Annotated in this window: 31 protein-coding genes; 14 read left to right on the top strand and 17 right to left on the bottom strand. The window is 65.1% G+C overall.

Annotation, left to right across the window (positions count from 1 at the left end; genetic code table 11):
* Positions 1–67: 67 nt before the first annotated feature.
* The 14 genes from RYM47_RS14320 to RYM47_RS14255 form a co-directional block, all read right to left on the bottom strand.
* Positions 68–304, bottom strand: coding sequence for a hypothetical protein (locus tag RYM47_RS14320; protein ID WP_315388730.1), 237 nt, complete (start codon positions 302–304; stop codon positions 68–70).
* Positions 305–466: 162 nt separating this feature from the next.
* Complete coding sequence (locus tag RYM47_RS14315) at positions 467–826, bottom strand: DUF1064 domain-containing protein (protein ID WP_315388729.1); 360 nt, start codon at positions 824–826, stop codon at positions 467–469.
* Positions 826–1,296 (bottom strand): hypothetical protein, encoded by a 471-nt coding sequence (locus RYM47_RS14310; RefSeq protein ID WP_315388728.1) that lies wholly within the window; start codon positions 1,294–1,296, stop codon positions 826–828. Before RYM47_RS14310 ends, RYM47_RS14315 begins: the two co-directional genes overlap by 1 nt.
* The gene (locus RYM47_RS14305) at positions 1,293–1,613 is read right to left on the bottom strand and encodes a hypothetical protein (RefSeq protein ID WP_315388727.1); all 321 of its coding nucleotides are present in this window, start codon (positions 1,611–1,613) and stop codon (positions 1,293–1,295) included. The genes RYM47_RS14310 and RYM47_RS14305 overlap by 4 nt, the downstream gene beginning before the upstream one ends.
* Positions 1,613–2,107 (bottom strand): glycoside hydrolase family 104 protein, encoded by a 495-nt coding sequence (locus tag RYM47_RS14300; protein WP_315388726.1) that lies wholly within the window; start codon positions 2,105–2,107, stop codon positions 1,613–1,615. Before RYM47_RS14300 ends, RYM47_RS14305 begins: the two co-directional genes overlap by 1 nt.
* A 153-nt stretch (positions 2,108–2,260) precedes the next feature.
* Positions 2,261–2,965, bottom strand: a complete 705-nt coding sequence (locus RYM47_RS14295; RefSeq protein ID WP_315388725.1) for a hypothetical protein — start codon at positions 2,963–2,965, stop codon at positions 2,261–2,263.
* 60 nt (positions 2,966–3,025) lie between these two features.
* Entirely contained in the window at positions 3,026–3,481 is a 456-nt protein-coding gene (locus RYM47_RS14290; RefSeq protein WP_315388724.1) for a hypothetical protein, read from the bottom strand.
* Positions 3,478–3,846, bottom strand: a complete 369-nt coding sequence (locus tag RYM47_RS14285; protein WP_315388723.1) for a Ref family recombination enhancement nuclease — start codon at positions 3,844–3,846, stop codon at positions 3,478–3,480. Before RYM47_RS14285 ends, RYM47_RS14290 begins: the two co-directional genes overlap by 4 nt.
* Positions 3,846–4,781: a DHHA1 domain-containing protein gene (locus RYM47_RS14280; RefSeq protein WP_315388722.1), complete on the bottom strand. Its 936-nt coding sequence runs from the start codon at positions 4,779–4,781 to the stop codon at positions 3,846–3,848. Before RYM47_RS14280 ends, RYM47_RS14285 begins: the two co-directional genes overlap by 1 nt.
* Positions 4,778–5,023 carry a hypothetical protein gene (locus RYM47_RS14275; protein ID WP_315388721.1) on the bottom strand — a complete coding sequence of 82 codons (246 nt, stop codon included), beginning with the start codon at positions 5,021–5,023 and terminating at the stop codon, positions 4,778–4,780. The genes RYM47_RS14280 and RYM47_RS14275 overlap by 4 nt, the downstream gene beginning before the upstream one ends.
* Entirely contained in the window at positions 5,020–5,664 is a 645-nt protein-coding gene (locus tag RYM47_RS14270; RefSeq protein WP_315388720.1) for a hypothetical protein, read from the bottom strand. The genes RYM47_RS14275 and RYM47_RS14270 overlap by 4 nt, the downstream gene beginning before the upstream one ends.
* Positions 5,665–5,680: 16 nt before the next feature.
* Entirely contained in the window at positions 5,681–6,568 is an 888-nt protein-coding gene (locus RYM47_RS14265; protein WP_315388719.1) for a helix-turn-helix domain-containing protein, read from the bottom strand.
* Positions 6,569–6,571: 3 nt separating this feature from the next.
* Positions 6,572–6,883 (bottom strand): winged helix-turn-helix domain-containing protein, encoded by a 312-nt coding sequence (locus RYM47_RS14260; protein WP_315388718.1) that lies wholly within the window; start codon positions 6,881–6,883, stop codon positions 6,572–6,574.
* Positions 6,880–7,422, bottom strand: a complete 543-nt coding sequence (locus RYM47_RS14255; RefSeq protein WP_315388717.1) for a hypothetical protein — start codon at positions 7,420–7,422, stop codon at positions 6,880–6,882. The genes RYM47_RS14260 and RYM47_RS14255 overlap by 4 nt, the downstream gene beginning before the upstream one ends.
* A 155-nt stretch (positions 7,423–7,577) precedes the next feature.
* On the opposite strand from RYM47_RS14255, the gene RYM47_RS14250 reads away from it, so the two are divergent.
* Positions 7,578–7,838, top strand: coding sequence for a hypothetical protein (locus RYM47_RS14250; RefSeq protein WP_312327896.1), 261 nt, complete (start codon positions 7,578–7,580; stop codon positions 7,836–7,838).
* Positions 7,839–7,975: 137 nt separating this feature from the next.
* Here the strand turns inward: RYM47_RS14250 and RYM47_RS14245 are convergent, their stop codons facing one another.
* Positions 7,976–8,164: a hypothetical protein gene (locus RYM47_RS14245; protein WP_315388716.1), complete on the bottom strand. Its 189-nt coding sequence runs from the start codon at positions 8,162–8,164 to the stop codon at positions 7,976–7,978.
* 11 nt (positions 8,165–8,175) lie between these two features.
* On the opposite strand from RYM47_RS14245, the gene RYM47_RS14240 reads away from it, so the two are divergent.
* Positions 8,176–8,385 carry a hypothetical protein gene (locus RYM47_RS14240; protein ID WP_312327893.1) on the top strand — a complete coding sequence of 70 codons (210 nt, stop codon included), beginning with the start codon at positions 8,176–8,178 and terminating at the stop codon, positions 8,383–8,385.
* A gap of 4 nt (positions 8,386–8,389) precedes the next feature.
* Here the strand turns inward: RYM47_RS14240 and RYM47_RS14235 are convergent, their stop codons facing one another.
* The gene (locus RYM47_RS14235; RefSeq protein WP_315388715.1) at positions 8,390–8,842 is read right to left on the bottom strand and encodes a hypothetical protein; all 453 of its coding nucleotides are present in this window, start codon (positions 8,840–8,842) and stop codon (positions 8,390–8,392) included.
* Positions 8,843–8,915: 73 nt separating this feature from the next.
* Between RYM47_RS14235 and RYM47_RS14230 the strand changes: the two genes are divergently transcribed.
* The 9 genes from RYM47_RS14230 to RYM47_RS14190 all read left to right on the top strand — a co-directional run bounded on the left by RYM47_RS14230 (position 8,916) and on the right by RYM47_RS14190 (position 13,644).
* Positions 8,916–9,596 carry a helix-turn-helix transcriptional regulator gene (locus RYM47_RS14230; RefSeq protein ID WP_315388714.1) on the top strand — a complete coding sequence of 227 codons (681 nt, stop codon included), beginning with the start codon at positions 8,916–8,918 and terminating at the stop codon, positions 9,594–9,596.
* A gap of 43 nt (positions 9,597–9,639) precedes the next feature.
* Positions 9,640–10,206 carry a UDP-N-acetylglucosamine acyltransferase gene (locus RYM47_RS14225; RefSeq protein ID WP_315388713.1) on the top strand — a complete coding sequence of 189 codons (567 nt, stop codon included), beginning with the start codon at positions 9,640–9,642 and terminating at the stop codon, positions 10,204–10,206.
* A gap of 627 nt (positions 10,207–10,833) precedes the next feature.
* Positions 10,834–11,253, top strand: a complete 420-nt coding sequence (locus tag RYM47_RS14220; protein ID WP_315388712.1) for a hypothetical protein — start codon at positions 10,834–10,836, stop codon at positions 11,251–11,253.
* Positions 11,250–11,486, top strand: coding sequence for a hypothetical protein (locus RYM47_RS14215; protein WP_315388711.1), 237 nt, complete (start codon positions 11,250–11,252; stop codon positions 11,484–11,486). The genes RYM47_RS14220 and RYM47_RS14215 overlap by 4 nt, the downstream gene beginning before the upstream one ends.
* On the top strand, positions 11,483–11,626 hold the full coding sequence (locus RYM47_RS14210; RefSeq protein WP_315388710.1) for a hypothetical protein: 144 nt from the start codon (positions 11,483–11,485) through the stop codon (positions 11,624–11,626). Before RYM47_RS14215 ends, RYM47_RS14210 begins: the two co-directional genes overlap by 4 nt.
* Positions 11,623–12,171 carry a hypothetical protein gene (locus RYM47_RS14205; protein WP_315388709.1) on the top strand — a complete coding sequence of 183 codons (549 nt, stop codon included), beginning with the start codon at positions 11,623–11,625 and terminating at the stop codon, positions 12,169–12,171. The genes RYM47_RS14210 and RYM47_RS14205 overlap by 4 nt, the downstream gene beginning before the upstream one ends.
* Complete coding sequence (locus tag RYM47_RS14200; protein WP_315388708.1) at positions 12,171–12,539, top strand: hypothetical protein; 369 nt, start codon at positions 12,171–12,173, stop codon at positions 12,537–12,539. Before RYM47_RS14205 ends, RYM47_RS14200 begins: the two co-directional genes overlap by 1 nt.
* The gene (locus tag RYM47_RS14195; protein WP_315388707.1) at positions 12,539–13,453 is read left to right on the top strand and encodes a DNA cytosine methyltransferase; all 915 of its coding nucleotides are present in this window, start codon (positions 12,539–12,541) and stop codon (positions 13,451–13,453) included. Before RYM47_RS14200 ends, RYM47_RS14195 begins: the two co-directional genes overlap by 1 nt.
* A complete protein-coding gene (locus tag RYM47_RS14190; protein ID WP_315388706.1) occupies positions 13,453–13,644 on the top strand; it encodes a hypothetical protein in 192 nt (63 codons plus the stop codon). The genes RYM47_RS14195 and RYM47_RS14190 overlap by 1 nt, the downstream gene beginning before the upstream one ends.
* A gap of 95 nt (positions 13,645–13,739) precedes the next feature.
* Here RYM47_RS14190 and RYM47_RS14185 read toward each other — a convergent pair whose 3' ends face one another.
* Complete coding sequence (locus tag RYM47_RS14185; protein ID WP_315388705.1) at positions 13,740–13,973, bottom strand: hypothetical protein; 234 nt, start codon at positions 13,971–13,973, stop codon at positions 13,740–13,742.
* Between the two features lie 446 nt (positions 13,974–14,419).
* On the opposite strand from RYM47_RS14185, the gene RYM47_RS14180 reads away from it, so the two are divergent.
* From RYM47_RS14180 to RYM47_RS14170, 3 genes are all read left to right on the top strand, one after another.
* Positions 14,420–14,716 carry a hypothetical protein gene (locus RYM47_RS14180; RefSeq protein WP_315388704.1) on the top strand — a complete coding sequence of 99 codons (297 nt, stop codon included), beginning with the start codon at positions 14,420–14,422 and terminating at the stop codon, positions 14,714–14,716.
* A gap of 63 nt (positions 14,717–14,779) precedes the next feature.
* On the top strand, positions 14,780–15,055 hold the full coding sequence (locus RYM47_RS14175; protein ID WP_315388703.1) for an AlpA family transcriptional regulator: 276 nt from the start codon (positions 14,780–14,782) through the stop codon (positions 15,053–15,055).
* Positions 15,056–15,231: 176 nt separating this feature from the next.
* Entirely contained in the window at positions 15,232–15,903 is a 672-nt protein-coding gene (locus tag RYM47_RS14170; protein WP_315388702.1) for an AprI/Inh family metalloprotease inhibitor, read from the top strand.
* Positions 15,904–15,912: the final 9 nt, after the last annotated feature.

The following is a 15,912-nucleotide window of genomic DNA, read 5'->3' as shown; positions in this document are numbered from 1 at the left end:
AGATGGGCGAAAGCGCTGCCGCCGGTCTGTCGCGTCCTGCCCCGGCGCGGGCTGGGCGCGGCTGCCATCAGTAGGGCTTCCCGTCAAGGTCAACGCGCTCAGGCTCGGCACCATCCTCTTGGACCGGTGCGCCGGCTTCCTCACCCAAGAGCTGCGCGACGGCCTGCACCAGAAGCCCCACGTGCACCGCCAGTTCGGCGATCTGCTTGCCCTGCTGCTCAATGACCCCTACAAGGCGATCAATGCGAGCGTTCTGCTCGACGGCCTGCGCCGCCTTTAGTGCTTCAATCCCTGCAGCGTCCATCAGTGACCCTCATTGTTCGCAGCACCAAGCCACGGCGGATCCAGCCCTCCACCCGGTCCCAGTCAGGCTCCATGCCTGTTGCCCGGGAGAACCAGACCACTGCCGCGAGGTAGCAACGTAGCCACCAGCGCATGCGGATCGATGCGCGCAGACCCATTGCCATCAGAATTCCTCCACTTCCCAGCCGCCGCCGTCGCGCTTTCGCCGCACCTTCACCGCAATGAAGCGGAACGGATACATGGCCGCGGCGATCTTGATCTTGGCCCTGGCATCGTCCTGCCAGTGGCCCTTTACCTCGTGGCACTCCATGACCCCATCTGCGGCCATCACCGCGAAATCAGGGGTGTAGAAGGTGTTATCGGCCAGACGCAGCTTCAGGCCTTCAAACCGATGCCAATGGATCCCGCCGGCAGCCTGCAGACCGGACAACCGTACGGCGTATGCGGCCTCGGTCTTGTTCATCTCTCCGGCCTTGAGTCGCCCGAGCGCCAGCATCCTTCGCCCGGCGGTGCCATTGCCCATCAGGGGCTCACCTCGGCCCGGTCTGCGGCGATGACGGCTTGGCAGGCGCGGAGCTGGTCGTCGGCGTCGCGGCCGGCTCGAACAACAGCTCCCGCAAACTCTTCTCTGCGCTGGGTTGCCGCATCACGTTCGCCGGTGGCGGCGGCAGCGTCGGACACACGCTGGGTTTCGCAGCTCGACCAACCGTCGCGCATCCGGAGACGATCAGCACGCAGCTCAGCAATAACAGCAGCAGGGAGGCTCGCGGCCGCAGTACGGTCTTCTTCATGCTTCACTCCGATTGCGGCCACGTCCTGGGCCTGTGTGTGTTCGATAGCGCGGGTGTCGTTGACCTGGTCTACCACCGCCACCGCCTGCTTCAAGTCGGCATTGGCCACGGCCAGGTCGGCGGAGCGATCGCGCCATTCCCACCCAGCCCAGAATGCGAGGGTGACCAAGGCGATGGCGACGCCTATGTAGATCCTGTTCATCCGACCACCTCCGGCGGTATCACGGCGCCGAGCCCGCGCAACGAAGATTCCAGTGACAGCACCCGTAAGCGCAGTCGGTGTGCCTCTTCCTGCGCTGCCATCCGCAGCCTCATCTCGTCGGCCAGCTGTTGGCCCAGCTTGAGCTGGCTCGCCTCCAGACCCTCGACACGTGCCGTGAGGCCGGCAATCAGCGTGACATTTCCTTCGGATTCTGCTTTGTCCTGCTTGCGGGTAAGGACCGCACCGATGAACTCTCGCGCAATCCACAGTGCGGCGGCGCCTCCGGCCAGCCACCACGGCGCAGTCGTCTCTTCCATCATCCCACCCCGCCGACGCGGCCGCCGGCCACCTGGTAAACCACCAACAGGTCTTCGAGTTTGCGCTCGTGCTGCCCGTATCCGGCGCCCGGAAGGCTTGCCCAGATATTGCGGACCGCTCTGATCGCCTCCGGAATCTTGCCCGCCTGGATCAGCGGCAGCGCGCGTCGCTCCCTGATCTGCTGCAATGCGATCAGATCCTGGCTAAGCGGGGTGAAGTCCTTGAGGCCGAGCGTCTTCCGGTAAGCGTCGTAGTACTTGCGCAGCAGCTGGTATCGGCCCGCAGCGGTGGACTGAATCTTGAGCTTGGGCAGATCCACAAGCACGCGCGGATGGTCGGCATAGCTCGTGAACAGCTTGCCACCGACGATCACGTCATAGCCGCTGTCCTTGGTCGGCTGCTTGCCGTTATCGGTTCCTTCCGCCCACGCCAGCATGTCAAGGAATGCCACGACGTTCACGCCGCCTGCTTGTTGGGGAGTGATGCGTGCCATGGTCGCCTCGATAGGGTGCCCGCCCCTGCGCCGGCTGGGCACGAGGGTTGATCCGGCTGGGATACGGGCAAAGAAAAAGCCCCGGCTTGACCGGGGCTTGCGTGTGGATGCTGGGAAGATTGCCCGCTTTCTTGGGGACTGGGCAAGTCCCCGCTATGCAGCGCGCGCGAGCATCCGGTTGAAGTCCCTCGCCGCCAGGGATTCAGCCGCGCGCATGTGCTCAAGCATCCATTCGTACACCGGCTGCCAGTAGCGCCGATAAGCGGAATGGTCGGCGCCGATGGCCGTGGCACGCTCTCGGCCGCTTCGTGGCGCCACTCCGGCGCCCCCACATGCGTCGCATTCAATGACGCCGCGTCCGTCCTTCGCGCCTTGGATCCGGAGGCCTTGGCACGCTTTGCAGCAACCGCTGTTGGCCATTTCCTCGACAATCGCGCCGGCCAAGACCCCGAGCTGTTCCATGGTGTTGTTCGGCCAGCACAGCGCGCGAGTAGCCTCCAACTTGGCTTCGGCCCTGCGGTGCTCTGTCCGCTGGGCATCGGTTACTGGGCTCCCTGCCCAGCCCATGCACGCCTTGGCAATCCCGAATTCCGTTCGGGCCACACTCAGTGCCTGCTGCTGGCGGACGTACTCCGGCGCCACCAAGCGGATCACCGCCTCGCGCAACCGCTGCGAGCGACGTCTGCCGCTGTCCGGCCACCACAGCGCTTCCAGCAGTTCGCGGCCCAATCCAGCCGGCACCATCCCCAGTGCAGCTGCGATGTCCTGGTTGGTAAGGTCGGGCGTCCCGCCACGACCGGTGTCGAACTTGACCGTGCTCGGCCCAAGCCGAGCCATTAGCTCCCGACCCTCACTCATCTGCCCTTCCCCTTTGAAGTTCCCAATGCCAGCCCGGCGGCCCCGCTCCCTCTTTGTGGCTCATGCAGCCGCCCGACCCCAGAACGTGGGCAGAACCTCCACCCTGCCCCCGCGCGCTTCGAACTGCTCCACGGTCTCGCCGGACTCGACTGCTTTCGGCTTGGCCGGCACTGGCGTGTTGGCGGCCTGGAGCTCCACCCGGGCAGCGCGCGTCCGCACCAGTCTGGATGCCCGGTCAAGAGCGCTTCGCTGCCGCACGCGCGGAGCCGCCGCCTTGGGCCGTTTCACCTTGCCGCTATGACGGTAGGTGGCGTCCGGGCCAAGCCCCTTCTTGAGCACGTAGCCACAGCGCACCAGTGCCGGCAGCGCGTTCCGGATGTTGGTTCGTTCATCCGCCTGCCCGACAGAGGCCACCCCCATGCGCTCGAACAGCACTTGGTGGGTCATTTCCTCTTCCGGCGCCGCTTCGAACACCTTGCGCAGGCTCGCGGCCCTTTCCCCATACTTTCTCGTCATGCTGCCTGTCTCAATTCATTGACCAACGTCTGCTGGGCGATCAGTTCGTCGTCCGAGCAGTACAGTTCGTGGAAGGTTCGTGAGCCATCTTTCAGGCTCCAGCCATAGGTCTCGGTCATCCACTCGAAAGACCTGTTCTGCTGCGGAATCCGCTCGTGATGCCACTGGCACATGGCGAACCCGAAGGCGTGCCCGCGCCGGATGTTTCCGGACTTGCAGTGGTGGTAGTCGCAGCCGTAGACCACCAGGTGCCCGGGCAACAGGTTCCGCGTGCAGAGCAACAGACAGACCATGCAGGGGCCTTCCTTGGCCGCACTGATCCGAGCGTCCTCTTCCTTAGTCGGTGGCGGTGCCTTCGACCACATCAGGCCATCGCCAGCTCATGGGTTCGCGGCACGGTGAAGCCGGCAGCGCGCGCGTGCCCGCCGCCCCCATACAGCTTGGCCACCTCGCTCACGTCCACGCCCTGGTCGGTCGAGCGCAGGCTGAACACCCGGCCGCCATCCTTGTCGTAGTAGCAGGCAGCGAACGGCTGGCCCTTCGCCATCAGGTGGCCGGCGTCGCTGGCCAAGGTGTACGGCAGGCTGGCCACCGGCACGCTGTAGTGCCCGATCACCATCTGGCGCTTGGCGACCTGCACCAACTCCGCTACGTCCTTGTGGTGTTTGCGCTCGATGCACAGCCCCTGCTGGTACAACTCAAACACCGGCGCCAGCATGAGCTGATCCCAGACCTCGAAGCGGTAGGGGTAGCTGAAGAGGGCCGCTTGGATCTCGCGGGTGCCGTGAAGCGCGAACCGCCACAGGTCACGGTCCTCGACGTGATCGAGCAATGCCGGCCGCGCCTTGCCCGGGTGGAAGAAGTCCCACGCGATGCCCGCGCCGCTGCGGTTCATGTCGAACAACGCGTAGATCATGCAGAAGTCGCCGCCGCGCTCCTCGTCGGCCCGTTGGGCTGCTTGCACCTGCGGCCAGGTCCGGCACCCGTCCCAGTCCGCGCCGTCCATACGCCACACGACAGGCGCCTCATTTCCCGGGAAGGCGTTTCCGAAGTCCGGCAGGTCGGCCTCTGCGCTCTTGTGGTGGTCTAGGACAAGGATGGAGCGCGCCAATTGCTGCAGCGCGCGCATGACCGCCGGCGGGTAGCTGAAGTCCACCAGGATCACGTCCCGGCCTGACACGTCGGGCGCCGGATCGCTATGGACGCCGGGGTGGAAGTCGGCGTCCATCGCCTGGCGGACGGCCCACGCTGCGGTGAACCCATCGGCGCAGTTGTGGTGGTAGATCACAAGGGGTTTCATCGGGTAGCTCTCCGGTTGGATTGGGTGGCTGCAGCGCGCGGTGGCTCGCCATCTGGAATGGGTCCGGCATAGCCGGTGATCGGGATGAAGCGGCAGCCATGGCGCCAAGCGGTCTGGCCTCGCGAGCCGTACAGCACCAGCGGCTTCTCGCCGTAGCCAAAGCACAGATACCAACCGGCTTCGGACACCGGCGCGCTGACAGGCCGGATCTCGACGTTGATGCGGGCGGGCGTTGCGGTCATGCGGCTGCCTTGGGCGGCGCGCCGAGGATCTCTGCCAGCTCGGCGAGGCGAGCCCGCGTGCGGGCATCGGCTTCCGGCGATGGCTCGACACGACCGGACAGCAGCGCCAGCGGATTGAACGCCGGCGATGGAGCCGGCAGGGCGATGAACTCGGCGACCTGTTCGTGCCGCAGCTGCCCGGCGGCAACGGCCTGCTGCAGAACACCGTCGCGACCCGAAGCATCGGCGCCGAGGGAAACGTGGTGAGTCGCTGTCTTCTGTGCAGCGCGCGCCTCCTTGACCAGCCGGGTGTAGACCTCCAGAAACGCCGGCCGGGCGGCGATCCTGTCGCCGACCTCGACGAGCGGCAGCGCCGCGTTCCAGGCATCCCGGGTCTGCTCGGTCCATACCACGGTCGCGCCTTCGTCCTCCGCCCGCATCGCGATGGCCCAGGCCTCGTTCGGGCTGGGGTGGCCGTCGTCGATCCGCTCGAGGATCGCGGCGAGCGACAGCTTCCCCTTCAACTCCCGACGGCAGGCGGACAGCGCGCGCTCCAGCAACGGCATCGGGTAGGCGGCCAAGTCCGAGACCATGAACACCGCGGCTGTCGACCGCAGCTGGTCGCCGATCACCTCCGCGGTCGCCACCAGCAGCTTGGCCAAGGTCTCCTGTTCGTGATCACACAGCATTACCAGCCCTCCGTGCGCGCAGCATCTGGATAGCCTCGTCGGCGGCGTTGACGTTCGACTGGGTCTGGTCGGTGTGCTGGGCGCTGGTGTTGGTCACCTGCCGGCCTGTCGCCCACTGGGTGCGATACGCCTCTGCCCCGGCCAGCAGCACGCCCAGGTCGTGCATCCGCTTCACCGCGTACTGCTCGTTGACCCCCAGGAACCAGCCGGCCACGTGCGGCGCCTCTTCCCGGCCCAGCCGCTTCACCAGGTCTCGCACGTTGGCGTTGACCTTGGCGTTGCGCACCGGGTCGGCGGAGTACCGCAGCCGGTACGCCGCTCGGTAGGCGCCCCAGGTCTGTTTGCAGGCTTCCTGCATCTGGGCCTCCTGCGCCGCCTTCGACAGCGGCGCGGCAAGCGCCGGAACTGACGGTTCTCCTGACGGTTCATTGATGGTTATATGACGGTTAGGCGGCACGGGGCGCACCTCCAGACCTGCGCCCGCTGCCTCACCCCCTGCACCGGGCGCATCCCCCACTGCATCGGGCGCACCCCCTGCATGGGGCGCATCACCTGCGCCCGGTGCATCCCCTGCTTTCGCCGCCTTCCGCTTGCCCTTAGTGCTGGCCACGGCGGCGTTGAAGTTGCTCGGAGTGACGACATAGACGTTGCTGCTGTTGAACCGGCGCTCGCGGGACAGCAGCCCAACCACTTCCAGATGGTCCATGGCTGTGCGCACAGCGCGCGCCGACATGCAGCAGCGCTTTCCGATGGTCGCGATTGCCGGCCAGCAGACACCGTCGTCATTGGCTTGATCGGCCAGCGAGATCAGTACCGCCTTCTGGGTGACGCTAAGCTGCTGCAGCGGCCAGCACTGCGACATGATGATCGTGGACATGCTTCAGACCGCCAGCGTGTAGTTGTCGCCCGGGGCCACCGGCCACCAGGTGCAGGCGCTGCGGCCGCTGACCGGGCACGGCATGGCGGGGCCGCGCCAGACCCGTTCGACTTTCAGCAGCTCGGGCAGGCGACGCGCAAGCATGTAGCGATCAAGGCCGGTCACCTGCGCCAACTTCATGCTGGTCAGGCCCGGGTGCAGCCTCACGGCCGCGGCCGCTTTGGCCTGCTGGTCCTTCTGGATGCCGCTGCAGGCGATGAAGTTCGCAGCGGCGTGGCTGGTGCCGATGTCGGTATTGCGTGCCGGGTGGTTCATCGGGTGGCCTTCGCCGCAGGGTTGCCCTTGGAGGCAGCGCGCGCCACGTTCCGCTCCAGGCGATGCGCCATCGTTCGCAGCGCGCGGGCCTCGCTCACCATCAGCGCAGCCTCGTCGCTGTCGATGTGCCGGTCGGCCATCGCGTCCACGGCAGTGCCGGTCAGGCGCCCTACCCGCGTCGTGATTTCCAGCAGTTTGAGCTGCACCGCCGCGACCTCATCTGCCCAGCCGCCTTCGGGGGCCGGGGGAACCACGTCAACGGCCATACCGAACCGCCCGGCCAGCGCCTGCATCCACTCCAGGGCGTAGTCGCTGCCGCCGGCCTTCTCCTGCATCCACTCGGTCAGCAGTTCGGCGATCTCGATGGATACCGATTCACCCTCCAGACCGCGCAGCTTTGCGCGCAGGGTTTCCGGATGCATGGTCTTGCCACGGCGGTCGGCCAGATAGGCTGCGGCGTCAGCCACGCCGCCGGGCGTCTTGCGCACGGAGTTGTAGAGGACATCGAGCCAGCTGAGGTTGGAGGTGCGGCAGGTCATGGTTCACCTTGGGAAGACGGGTGTTTCAAGGTTTCGGGGCGGGTCCGGCCGGCGCACGATGGGCGCCATGGACGAATTCAACTCAGGGAAAGAGGGCGTCGCCCTCCTTGCGCTACGCTGGATGTCTGAACAACAAAGCCCGCAAGGAGGGCGACATGGAGCTGATCGAGGACCCGACGTTCCTGAGCCTGTTCACTCAGGTCCAAGTCATGGACGCGGTATTGATGGCTTCGCTCAAGTCGCATCCGCGACCGGCGGAGCTGCTGGAGCACATCGAGCAGAACATCGCCTTGGTTCGCTCGGTGAGCGCGCAGCGGGCTGTAGAAGGTCCGATCGGCAAACTTGCCGACCAGCAGATGGGGCCGCAGGCGGAGGGGTGGTTGAGCTACGCCCGGAACGTGCTTGGTCCGGACTGACGCCTTTCGCCTGGAGCGAGTGCCTCGAAAGCTCGTCGAAGAACTCTCGCGAAACGCGCTCGCCTTCGGACCGAGCGGCCAGTTCCTGCACCGACGGCCCGTTGATCCAATCCCGCAGCCAAAGCCGCGGGTTCCACCTATCGGAGAGCGCGCGCATTCAGGGCCTCCTCGCTCTTGAACAGGTCGGGACGGAGGCTTTTTGCGGCCGCCAACCCGGCATTGAAGATCTGTGCGATATGCTCACCGGCAAGGTCGTGCTCCGCGGCGTAAGCCCGGATGCGCGCCAGGTGGTGCTCCCGCGCCTGCTCGGGGGTCAGGTCAAGCATTGGGGCTCTCCATGGATACGGAACAAATCGAAACGCGCGGCGAGAACGGCCGACGGGTATGGGTTATCAAGCACTTCACCCGCATCGACACCTCTGACCTCGACGGCCCAAGCTGGGTCGAAGGGCTTGCCAGATACACGCTCGGAGACGGAAGCGCCGTCAATCGCGACGGTGACGGCTTCGAGATCGTCGCGACCGGCGAGCGTTTGGTGCGTTCGTAACGCATCAGGCCACCTGCACTTGAATGACGCGCTGGGCGTCGGGATCGTTTGGGGCCGCGTCGGCGGCCGGCTGTTCCTGGACGCCCAAGAGCTGCAGGACCTGCGGCAAGGCCGGGACGCCCTGCTCTTCCGGCCAAGCCTCAACTTCGGCCGTCGGCAGCTGGAGTACCTTCGCCAGATGCACGTCGCTCTTTAGGCCGAGCTTCGCCCGCAGCGCGCGCTTACTCATCCGGCTGTCGATCAAAGGGCCGATCACAGCGCGCGGGCTCGCGATAGCCACCAACGGGCCGGCATCGACCATCCGGGCTAGCCGGAACGCCGCATCGGCTCTCGGCGCCTTAGTGCGCCCAGCGAGGACTTCGCGGACTGCATTGGGCGTAACACCCATCCCGGACGCAATCGAATCAACGGTTGCGCCGGCACTGATCAAACCTTGAATTTGAGATTTCCAGTCCATGGATAGGAAAGCTACAGAATCCTGTAGGTACAGTCAACAGCATTCTGTTACAGAGTTCTGTGACCATTCCTCGATGGAAACCATCGGCACCCGCGTTCGGCGTGAGCGCGAATCACAAGGCATTGAGCGGCGCGAGCTGGCCTCAAAGACTGGCATCGGCTACAGCACGCTGTCAGAGCTGGAACGTGGTGGGATGCAGACAACCACGAAGTTGCGGGTCATCGCCGACGCTCTCGGCGTCTCTCAGCGCTGGCTGGAAACGGGCAAAGGCCCGAAGTCGGTGCGTGAAGAGCCCGCCGTCTCAGCCGTCTTAGCGATTGAGACCGCCCCCGACTATGTTCGCGTCCAACAACTTGATGGAGACGCAGACATGGGCGATGGAAGCATCAATGAGGACTTCCCGGACATTGTGCGAGGCATGGATTTTGCGCCTACCTACATCCGCTCCGTGGTTGGATTCGTGCCGCCGCCAGGCCGCTTGGTGCTGGTCACAGGCCGCGGCGATTCCATGATCCCCGTCATCAACCCCGGCGAGTCTCTGATGGTGGATACGGGAGTGGAGTCCTTTGACGGCGACGGCATCTATCTGCTCAACACAGGCAATGGCCAGCAGATCAAGGCTCTACAGGATCGTGGAGACGCGATCTACGTGGTGAGCGCAAATGCCGTCCTGTACCCAGCCTTTCCAATGCCCAAAGGAACGCTGATCGGCGGAAAGGTCTACCTGCGCAACAGGATCGATCGCTTTAATTGATGGCGCCGACAGGTGCTTTGTCTTACACCCAGGGGAACCAAGGATGAAGAAGCTATTCCTCGCAGCTGCGATCGCGATGTCGGTGGCCGGCTGCTCCACAAACCCGCCGTTGAACTTCTCAGTTCCCAGCGTCGGCGTCAGCACAAAGAAGATCGAAGGTGAGCTCAGGTCCCTGACGGTCACGCTTGCTCGACCGGATGAGGCCAAGGGCAGAATCCCTGCCCAGGCCCAGCACGAAGTCCCACAGATGTGGCAGACAGCGATGACTGAAGCCCTCAACAAGATGGCAATCTTCCGCGACGATGCGCCCAGGAAGTTCAGCCTCTCTGTCAAGATTCTTGCGATCGATATCCCTGGATTTGGCGCATCCATGACGACAAAGACGATCGCGAGATACGAGCTCATCGATCGCGCCAATGGCAGCATCGTCTACACGCAGGACGTCAGCGCTGAGGGAACCGTCCCCTTCGACTACGCCTTTGCAGGTGTCGTCAGGGCCCGTGAATCGATCAGCCGCTCGGCGCAAAACAACATCTCGCAGTTCCTTCAAGCGCTTGAGACTGTGGACGCGAGCAGGCCGATGTTCCCCAGCTCCCAGGTGAGCGAGTGAAGCGCGCTTGCCTTGCGCTCTTCGTTGCCGCGGCCCTGTCCGCATGCGCACCAAATGTTAGAACTGACAGTTACTCGATTGGCTCAGTCGGGCAGGTGAATCGGACTGTTGCCGGAGTTGTGATCAGCGTGAGATCCGTGTCCATTGACGGGAGCCAAGGCGGCGGAGCCGCTGCCGGCGCTGCCGCCGGCGGCGTCGCTGGCTCAACGATAGGTGGGAGCGACAGGGCAAATGCAGTTGGCGCGATCGGCGGTATCGTCGTCGGCGCCATTGCGGGCGCTGCCACCGAGCGCGGCGTTTCCGCCACACGCGGACTTGAGTACGTGGTGCAGACCGAGAACGGCAACCTGATGACGGTGGTTCAAGGCCCAGAACCGGCATACGCGACCGGATCAAGGGTTCTTGTGCTTTACGGGTCGCCATCCAGAGTGATCGCCGACCCCAGGCGCCCGCCTACACCGTAGTAAGAGCCCCGCATTGCGGGGCTTTTTATTGAGTGTCCCGTCAGGCCCGTACAGCGCCCTGAAGAGAATTACAGAATCCTGTTGACATTTTACTACAGGATTCTGTAACTTTGCTTCGTCGCCCCAGTAACCGCCCATCCGGGCCGGGGCACGGAGACCTTCCATGCCGCACCTCACCCTCAGCGCCCGCGCCCCCGCCGTCGTGGAAGCGCGCCCGAAGAACAACACGGTCGTCCTCAAGGTTGGGGACGCCATCTTCAGCTTCGATGCCGACGAAGTCCCGCAGCTCTGCCAGGACCTCTCCCGCGCCTCGCTGGACCTGCGCCGCCCCATCCGTGTGGGCATGTTCCCCGCGCGCCCGCTGGAGCTGCAGCGCGGCAACGCCGACCTGGTCGAGGTGTCGGCACCGGCCCCTGACGCGGTCAAGTGGCCTGTGCGCGTGCGCGCAGCAGGCCATGGACAGTGGGCTTTCGTAGCTGGACCCCGCAGCGGGACCGGCTACTCCACGAAGGAAGCCGCGCAAGCCGCCGGGGAGAGCGCACGAAGCAAGGCGCTCGCCCGCGTTGAGGACGCTGTCGCATGAGCGCCGTCATCCTGCAGTTCCCCACCAGCACCACCGCGCGCGCCAATGGCGCCGGCCTGGCCGTGGCTCTCGCTGCCAAGCGCATGGGCTACCGCCCTCACCACGTGGCCCGCGCCGCCGCACTGGCGCGTCGCGAGGTGCTGGACGGCCGCAAGAGCGCCGCCCGCGCCGTAGCCGACATGACGCGCGACCTGTCCTATGGCGCCCGGAACACAGGAGGCGATGCCCCATGAGCGTCTTCGTCTTCCTCCTGGGCGTGCTGATCGGCGTCGGCGTCACCGTCGCGGTAGCCGCCTGCTGGATGGAACGGCACCAGGCCGCGCACTTCGAGCAGCTGTTGAACCAGATCAAGACCCTGGGGCCGCGCGCATGACGGCAGCACCTGCCCAGTCCATAACCGTGGCAGCCACCGTGCGCGCCATGCGCCGCGCAGGCGCCGCCGGCCAGCCGGTGCCAGCCGATGAGGTGGCCGCCTGGGCGCGCACGTTCATGATCCAGCTGTACGGCCCGCAGAAGCCGGCCCGCCTCGAGTGCCGGCCAAAGCATTCGGCCGAGCCGTGGATGCAGGCAGAGGACGGCGACGTGGTGCACGCCCGCCGGCGGGGCCTGGATATCCGCGCGCTCTACCTGCACCCGAAGACCGAGAAGCCCACGAAGGCGCACCGATTCCGCGACGGGAACTGCCGCGACTGCGGCGACGGCGAGTTCTACGCCGGCCCCAACTGCGAGCCTCCCACGCCGACACCCGACAGCCGCGCCGCCCTCCCCTTTGACCCCGCCTGGTTCCGTGAACCCCTCCAGGCACTGCACCGCATCGCAACCACCAAAGTCGTCAACACGACCGACGGGATGAAGTGGAAGAGCGAAGCCACCTACCTGCTCGAACGACTCGACCAGTACGACGAGGAAACGAAGTGATGAAACAGGCCAGCCCGTCAGTCTCCGATGAGGTTCCGCGCCAAGTGATGGGCCGTCAGCAGGGCCTCGCCCTCGGACTCGAAGACCACGCCCGAGATGTGGCCACGAGCCCCGCCATCAACTGCAACCTCTTCGACGCTTACTCCCTTATCCAAAAAGATCAGCTTCACCGTGTAACGGCGCCTGTTGAAACCAAATCGCCGCTCGACATGCCTACCGACTTCGCGTTGAGCCACCTCTTTCGCCTCCTTTGTGCCGCTAGCCCAATCCTACAAAGTGCCCGCGCGCAAACCAAGCCAGGATCGACCACGTTGGCGAATATCACCCCGCCGCGCGACCTGCGCACCCAGCTGGGCGAGGTTGGCTGATGCGCGTGATCGATCTCTTGGCAGGGCTTGGCGGCTTCAGCCTGGGCGCGGAACTGGCGGACTGCAAAGTGGTCTACGCCGCAAATCACTGGCCGATCGCAGTACAGACCCACGCAGAGAACCATCCGGGCGCCATGCACGTCTGCCAAGACGTGCAGCAGGCAGATTGGACGTTGCTTCCTGATTTCGAAGCTCTGCTGGCTTCCCCTGCGTGCCAAGGGCATACCCCGGCACGCGGTAAGGAGCGCCCGCACCATGACGCCACACGATCGACGGCCTGGGCGGTGGTTTCCGCACTGGAGTGCCGGATGCCGGAGTGGGGCCTGATCGAGAACGTGCCAGAGTTCACGAAGTGGAAGCTGTTCCCGGCGTGGTGCGCCGCGGTTACGGCGCTTGGCTACGCGATCAGCCCTCACTTGGTGGACGCCGCCGACTTCGGGGTTCCTCAGCACCGCTGGCGCGTCTTCATCGCGCTGACGAAGAGCAAGCATCCGATCGAGCTCAAAGTTCCGAAGCGGGAAATGGTCCCGGCCAGCTCGATCATAGATTTCGACTCCGGAAGGTGGAGCCAGATCGATCGCCCCGGGCGATCGGCGGCAACGCTGGCGCGCATCAAGGCCGGTCGCTCATCCTTCGGCGACCGATTCATTGCACCCTACTATGGCAATGGCTCGGGCCTTACTGGCCGCTGCCTGTCCAGGCCGATCGGCACGATCACCACCCGTGACCGCTGGGCGATTGTGGACGGCGATCGCATGCGGATGCTGTCGGTGCCTGAGGCCCGGCGCGCAATGGGCTTCCCTGATAGCTACCGGCTTCCGGAAAACAAGAAAGACGCCATGCACATGCTCGGCAACGCCGTTTGCCCGCCCGTCGCCCGCGACCTGATCCTGGCGCTGAAGGAGGCCGCCTGATGGACGCGATCGCCCAGGCCAAGCACACAGCGCGCGTGCTGATCAGCGAGGCGCGCGTGCGCCGGGGTGGCAACGGCCACGGGTTCTGGTGCTTCTTCAACAGCGCCCAGTCAGCGCGTCTCCGCGCGGCAGCGCTCCCCAGGCCGGCACCACCACCGGCCCTCCCCATCCAGCCGGAGCTGTTCAAATGATCCAGCGCCAGCTCAGCCCCTTGGAGCGACTGCCGGCTTGTTCTATCTGGAATAGCGCTCGGGCTATTAGGCTTTGCACCAACGACCGGCAGGGATTATCGCTTTTGAGGCAATGCGCTTACGTGGGCTTCAACGGCGGCGAGGCCGAGCTGCATGGCATCGCCTTTGCTCAGCATCGGCGCGAGGTCGCGCCGGCCGATATCGACTGGAAGACCGTCAATTTCAGCGGTGTACCCGAATCGTCCAAGTTCGTCCCTGCCGACCGTCAGCACAACGTCGTGGCCACGAATCTTGCCGCGAAAAATGCTCGCTGCAGCCGGATCAGTCATTGCGCTTGGCCGATGAATACATTCATCAACTGTACGCCACACCGGAAGCGAGGGAAAGGGCATCGAGGCGTCGCGGGAAACGTGATCGACAGCGCGCTTCTATGCGGCGCTCTCCTTCGGCAATTGCTTACTGCCAAGCACTTGGACAGCCGTTCGCTCGGCTTCTTCGAGAGCGGACCGGCAGGAACCAAAGGCCGGCAGGTGGACCTCCACAGCGCCGTAATGGTGAACGTCAACGGACAGCAGACGCCACTGAGTCGCGCCTCCTCGCCAGATGTTGGCGGTGTAAGCGCAACCCGAAACCGACAGCGTGACGCTATGAAAAGACTCTGGTGCTTGTCCAGTTGCCATTGGTACTGCCGCATCTACTCCCGCCCTGAGTCTGCCTTTCGAAGCCAGGCACCACAAGTCCAAAGAGCTGAAGCACTCAGCATGGAGCGCCTCTAATGACGCAGCGACACATCAGCCACCCCGATCCGCTGCCGGCCTGTGCGGCCGGGCACAGCGCGCGCCACATCCACGATCTGCGCGGCCTCGCCGCCGGCGGGGGCCACCTGGTCGAATGCCGGTGCCGCGCTACCAGCAAGCACGCTGAGCCGGACGCCGCCCTAGCCGAATGGCGCCGGATCAACCGCCCGCCACGCAGCGCCAAGAAGGTCCTCCCTGCGATTGATGCTCCCGCCGACAACGTCGTCCAGCTTCGACTGCAGATGCAGGGTCCAGGCCGCGCGGCCAGTGCCTGACGACCGCGAATGCACTGCATCACCCAAAACGAATCAGCCGCACGCAGCGGCAAAGGAAGCCACATGACCGCCATCAGCGTCACACAAGCCCCCCGCCGCCTCCTGCGACTGAAGCAGGTGCTCGACCGTACCGGTCTACCCAAATCGACGATCTATTCGCGCATTTCGGCCGGCACCTTTCCCAAACAGGTGCCCGTGGGGGCGTCGGTGAGATGGCTCGAATCCGAGGTTGAGGAATGGATTCAATTGCAGGTCGACGCCCGCGACCAGCAGGCTACGAGCGGGGGTATCGGAGGGGGTATCGAGGCAGCGCCACCCTCCCCACGCATTGCTGCGTAAGGGATGTGGCCACTTATCCAGTAGAGCCCACCTCCACCATAAGACGGTCCGCAAGGACCCAAAGAGCCGGGACCTCCTTCAAACGGGGTCCCGGCTTTTTTATTGCCAGTCCGCTCACGCCGGGTGTGCTCCGCTTGGTCCCTGCTGTTCCCACGGGTCTACCTCTGGAGAAAGCGATGGCGACAAAACTCCCCACTTCCTGGCTGCTCGCCCTCCTCCTGATGGCCTCCCCCGCCATTGCCCTCGGCCAGGATGTCTCGTTCGGCTCGATGGAAGAGCACACCAGCAGCGAGCAGACCAGCTCAAGCACGACTACCACCAGCAGCCAGTCGACGACCGGGCAGGACCAGGACGGAACGACCAGCTCCGATCAGAACGGCGACTCCGCGTTCGGTAACTTCGGCTCGCTCAACCAGCAGTCCACCACCAGCGGCAGCTCACATTCCAAGTCGCGCAGCGAGAGCAGGGACAGTTCGGTGGAGATCGACATGGGCGGCAATGACGACGAGTGGCCGCATGGGCACGATCATGGCGACCGACACGGCGGGCGCCCGGGTTGGGGCGCGGAGCTGGTGGGTCGGTGGACCCTGGGGCAGGAGAACGGCAGCACCTGCACAATCGAACTCAAGGACGCCGAGTGGTTCGGTGGGCACAGCGCCTACGTTCCCGCAGGCTGTCCGGATGGGTTCTTCCCGGCCAACCGCTGGGTGCTGTCGGGCAACCAGTTGCTGATTACCGACACCAACAACACCACCATTGGCCGTTTCCGCCAGGACCGCAGTGGCCGCTGGTCGGGAAAACGCGAGTCCGACGGTGCGCGGCTGTATTTGAATCCAGTTGCGAACTGAGGCGGGTTC

Origin of the sequence: uncultured Stenotrophomonas sp., assembly GCF_963519125.1 — a bacterium.
Lineage (GTDB): Bacteria > Pseudomonadota > Gammaproteobacteria > Xanthomonadales > Xanthomonadaceae > Stenotrophomonas.
The sequence above is the reverse complement of the archived record's forward strand: the minus strand, read 5'-3'. Positions and strand labels throughout refer to the sequence as shown.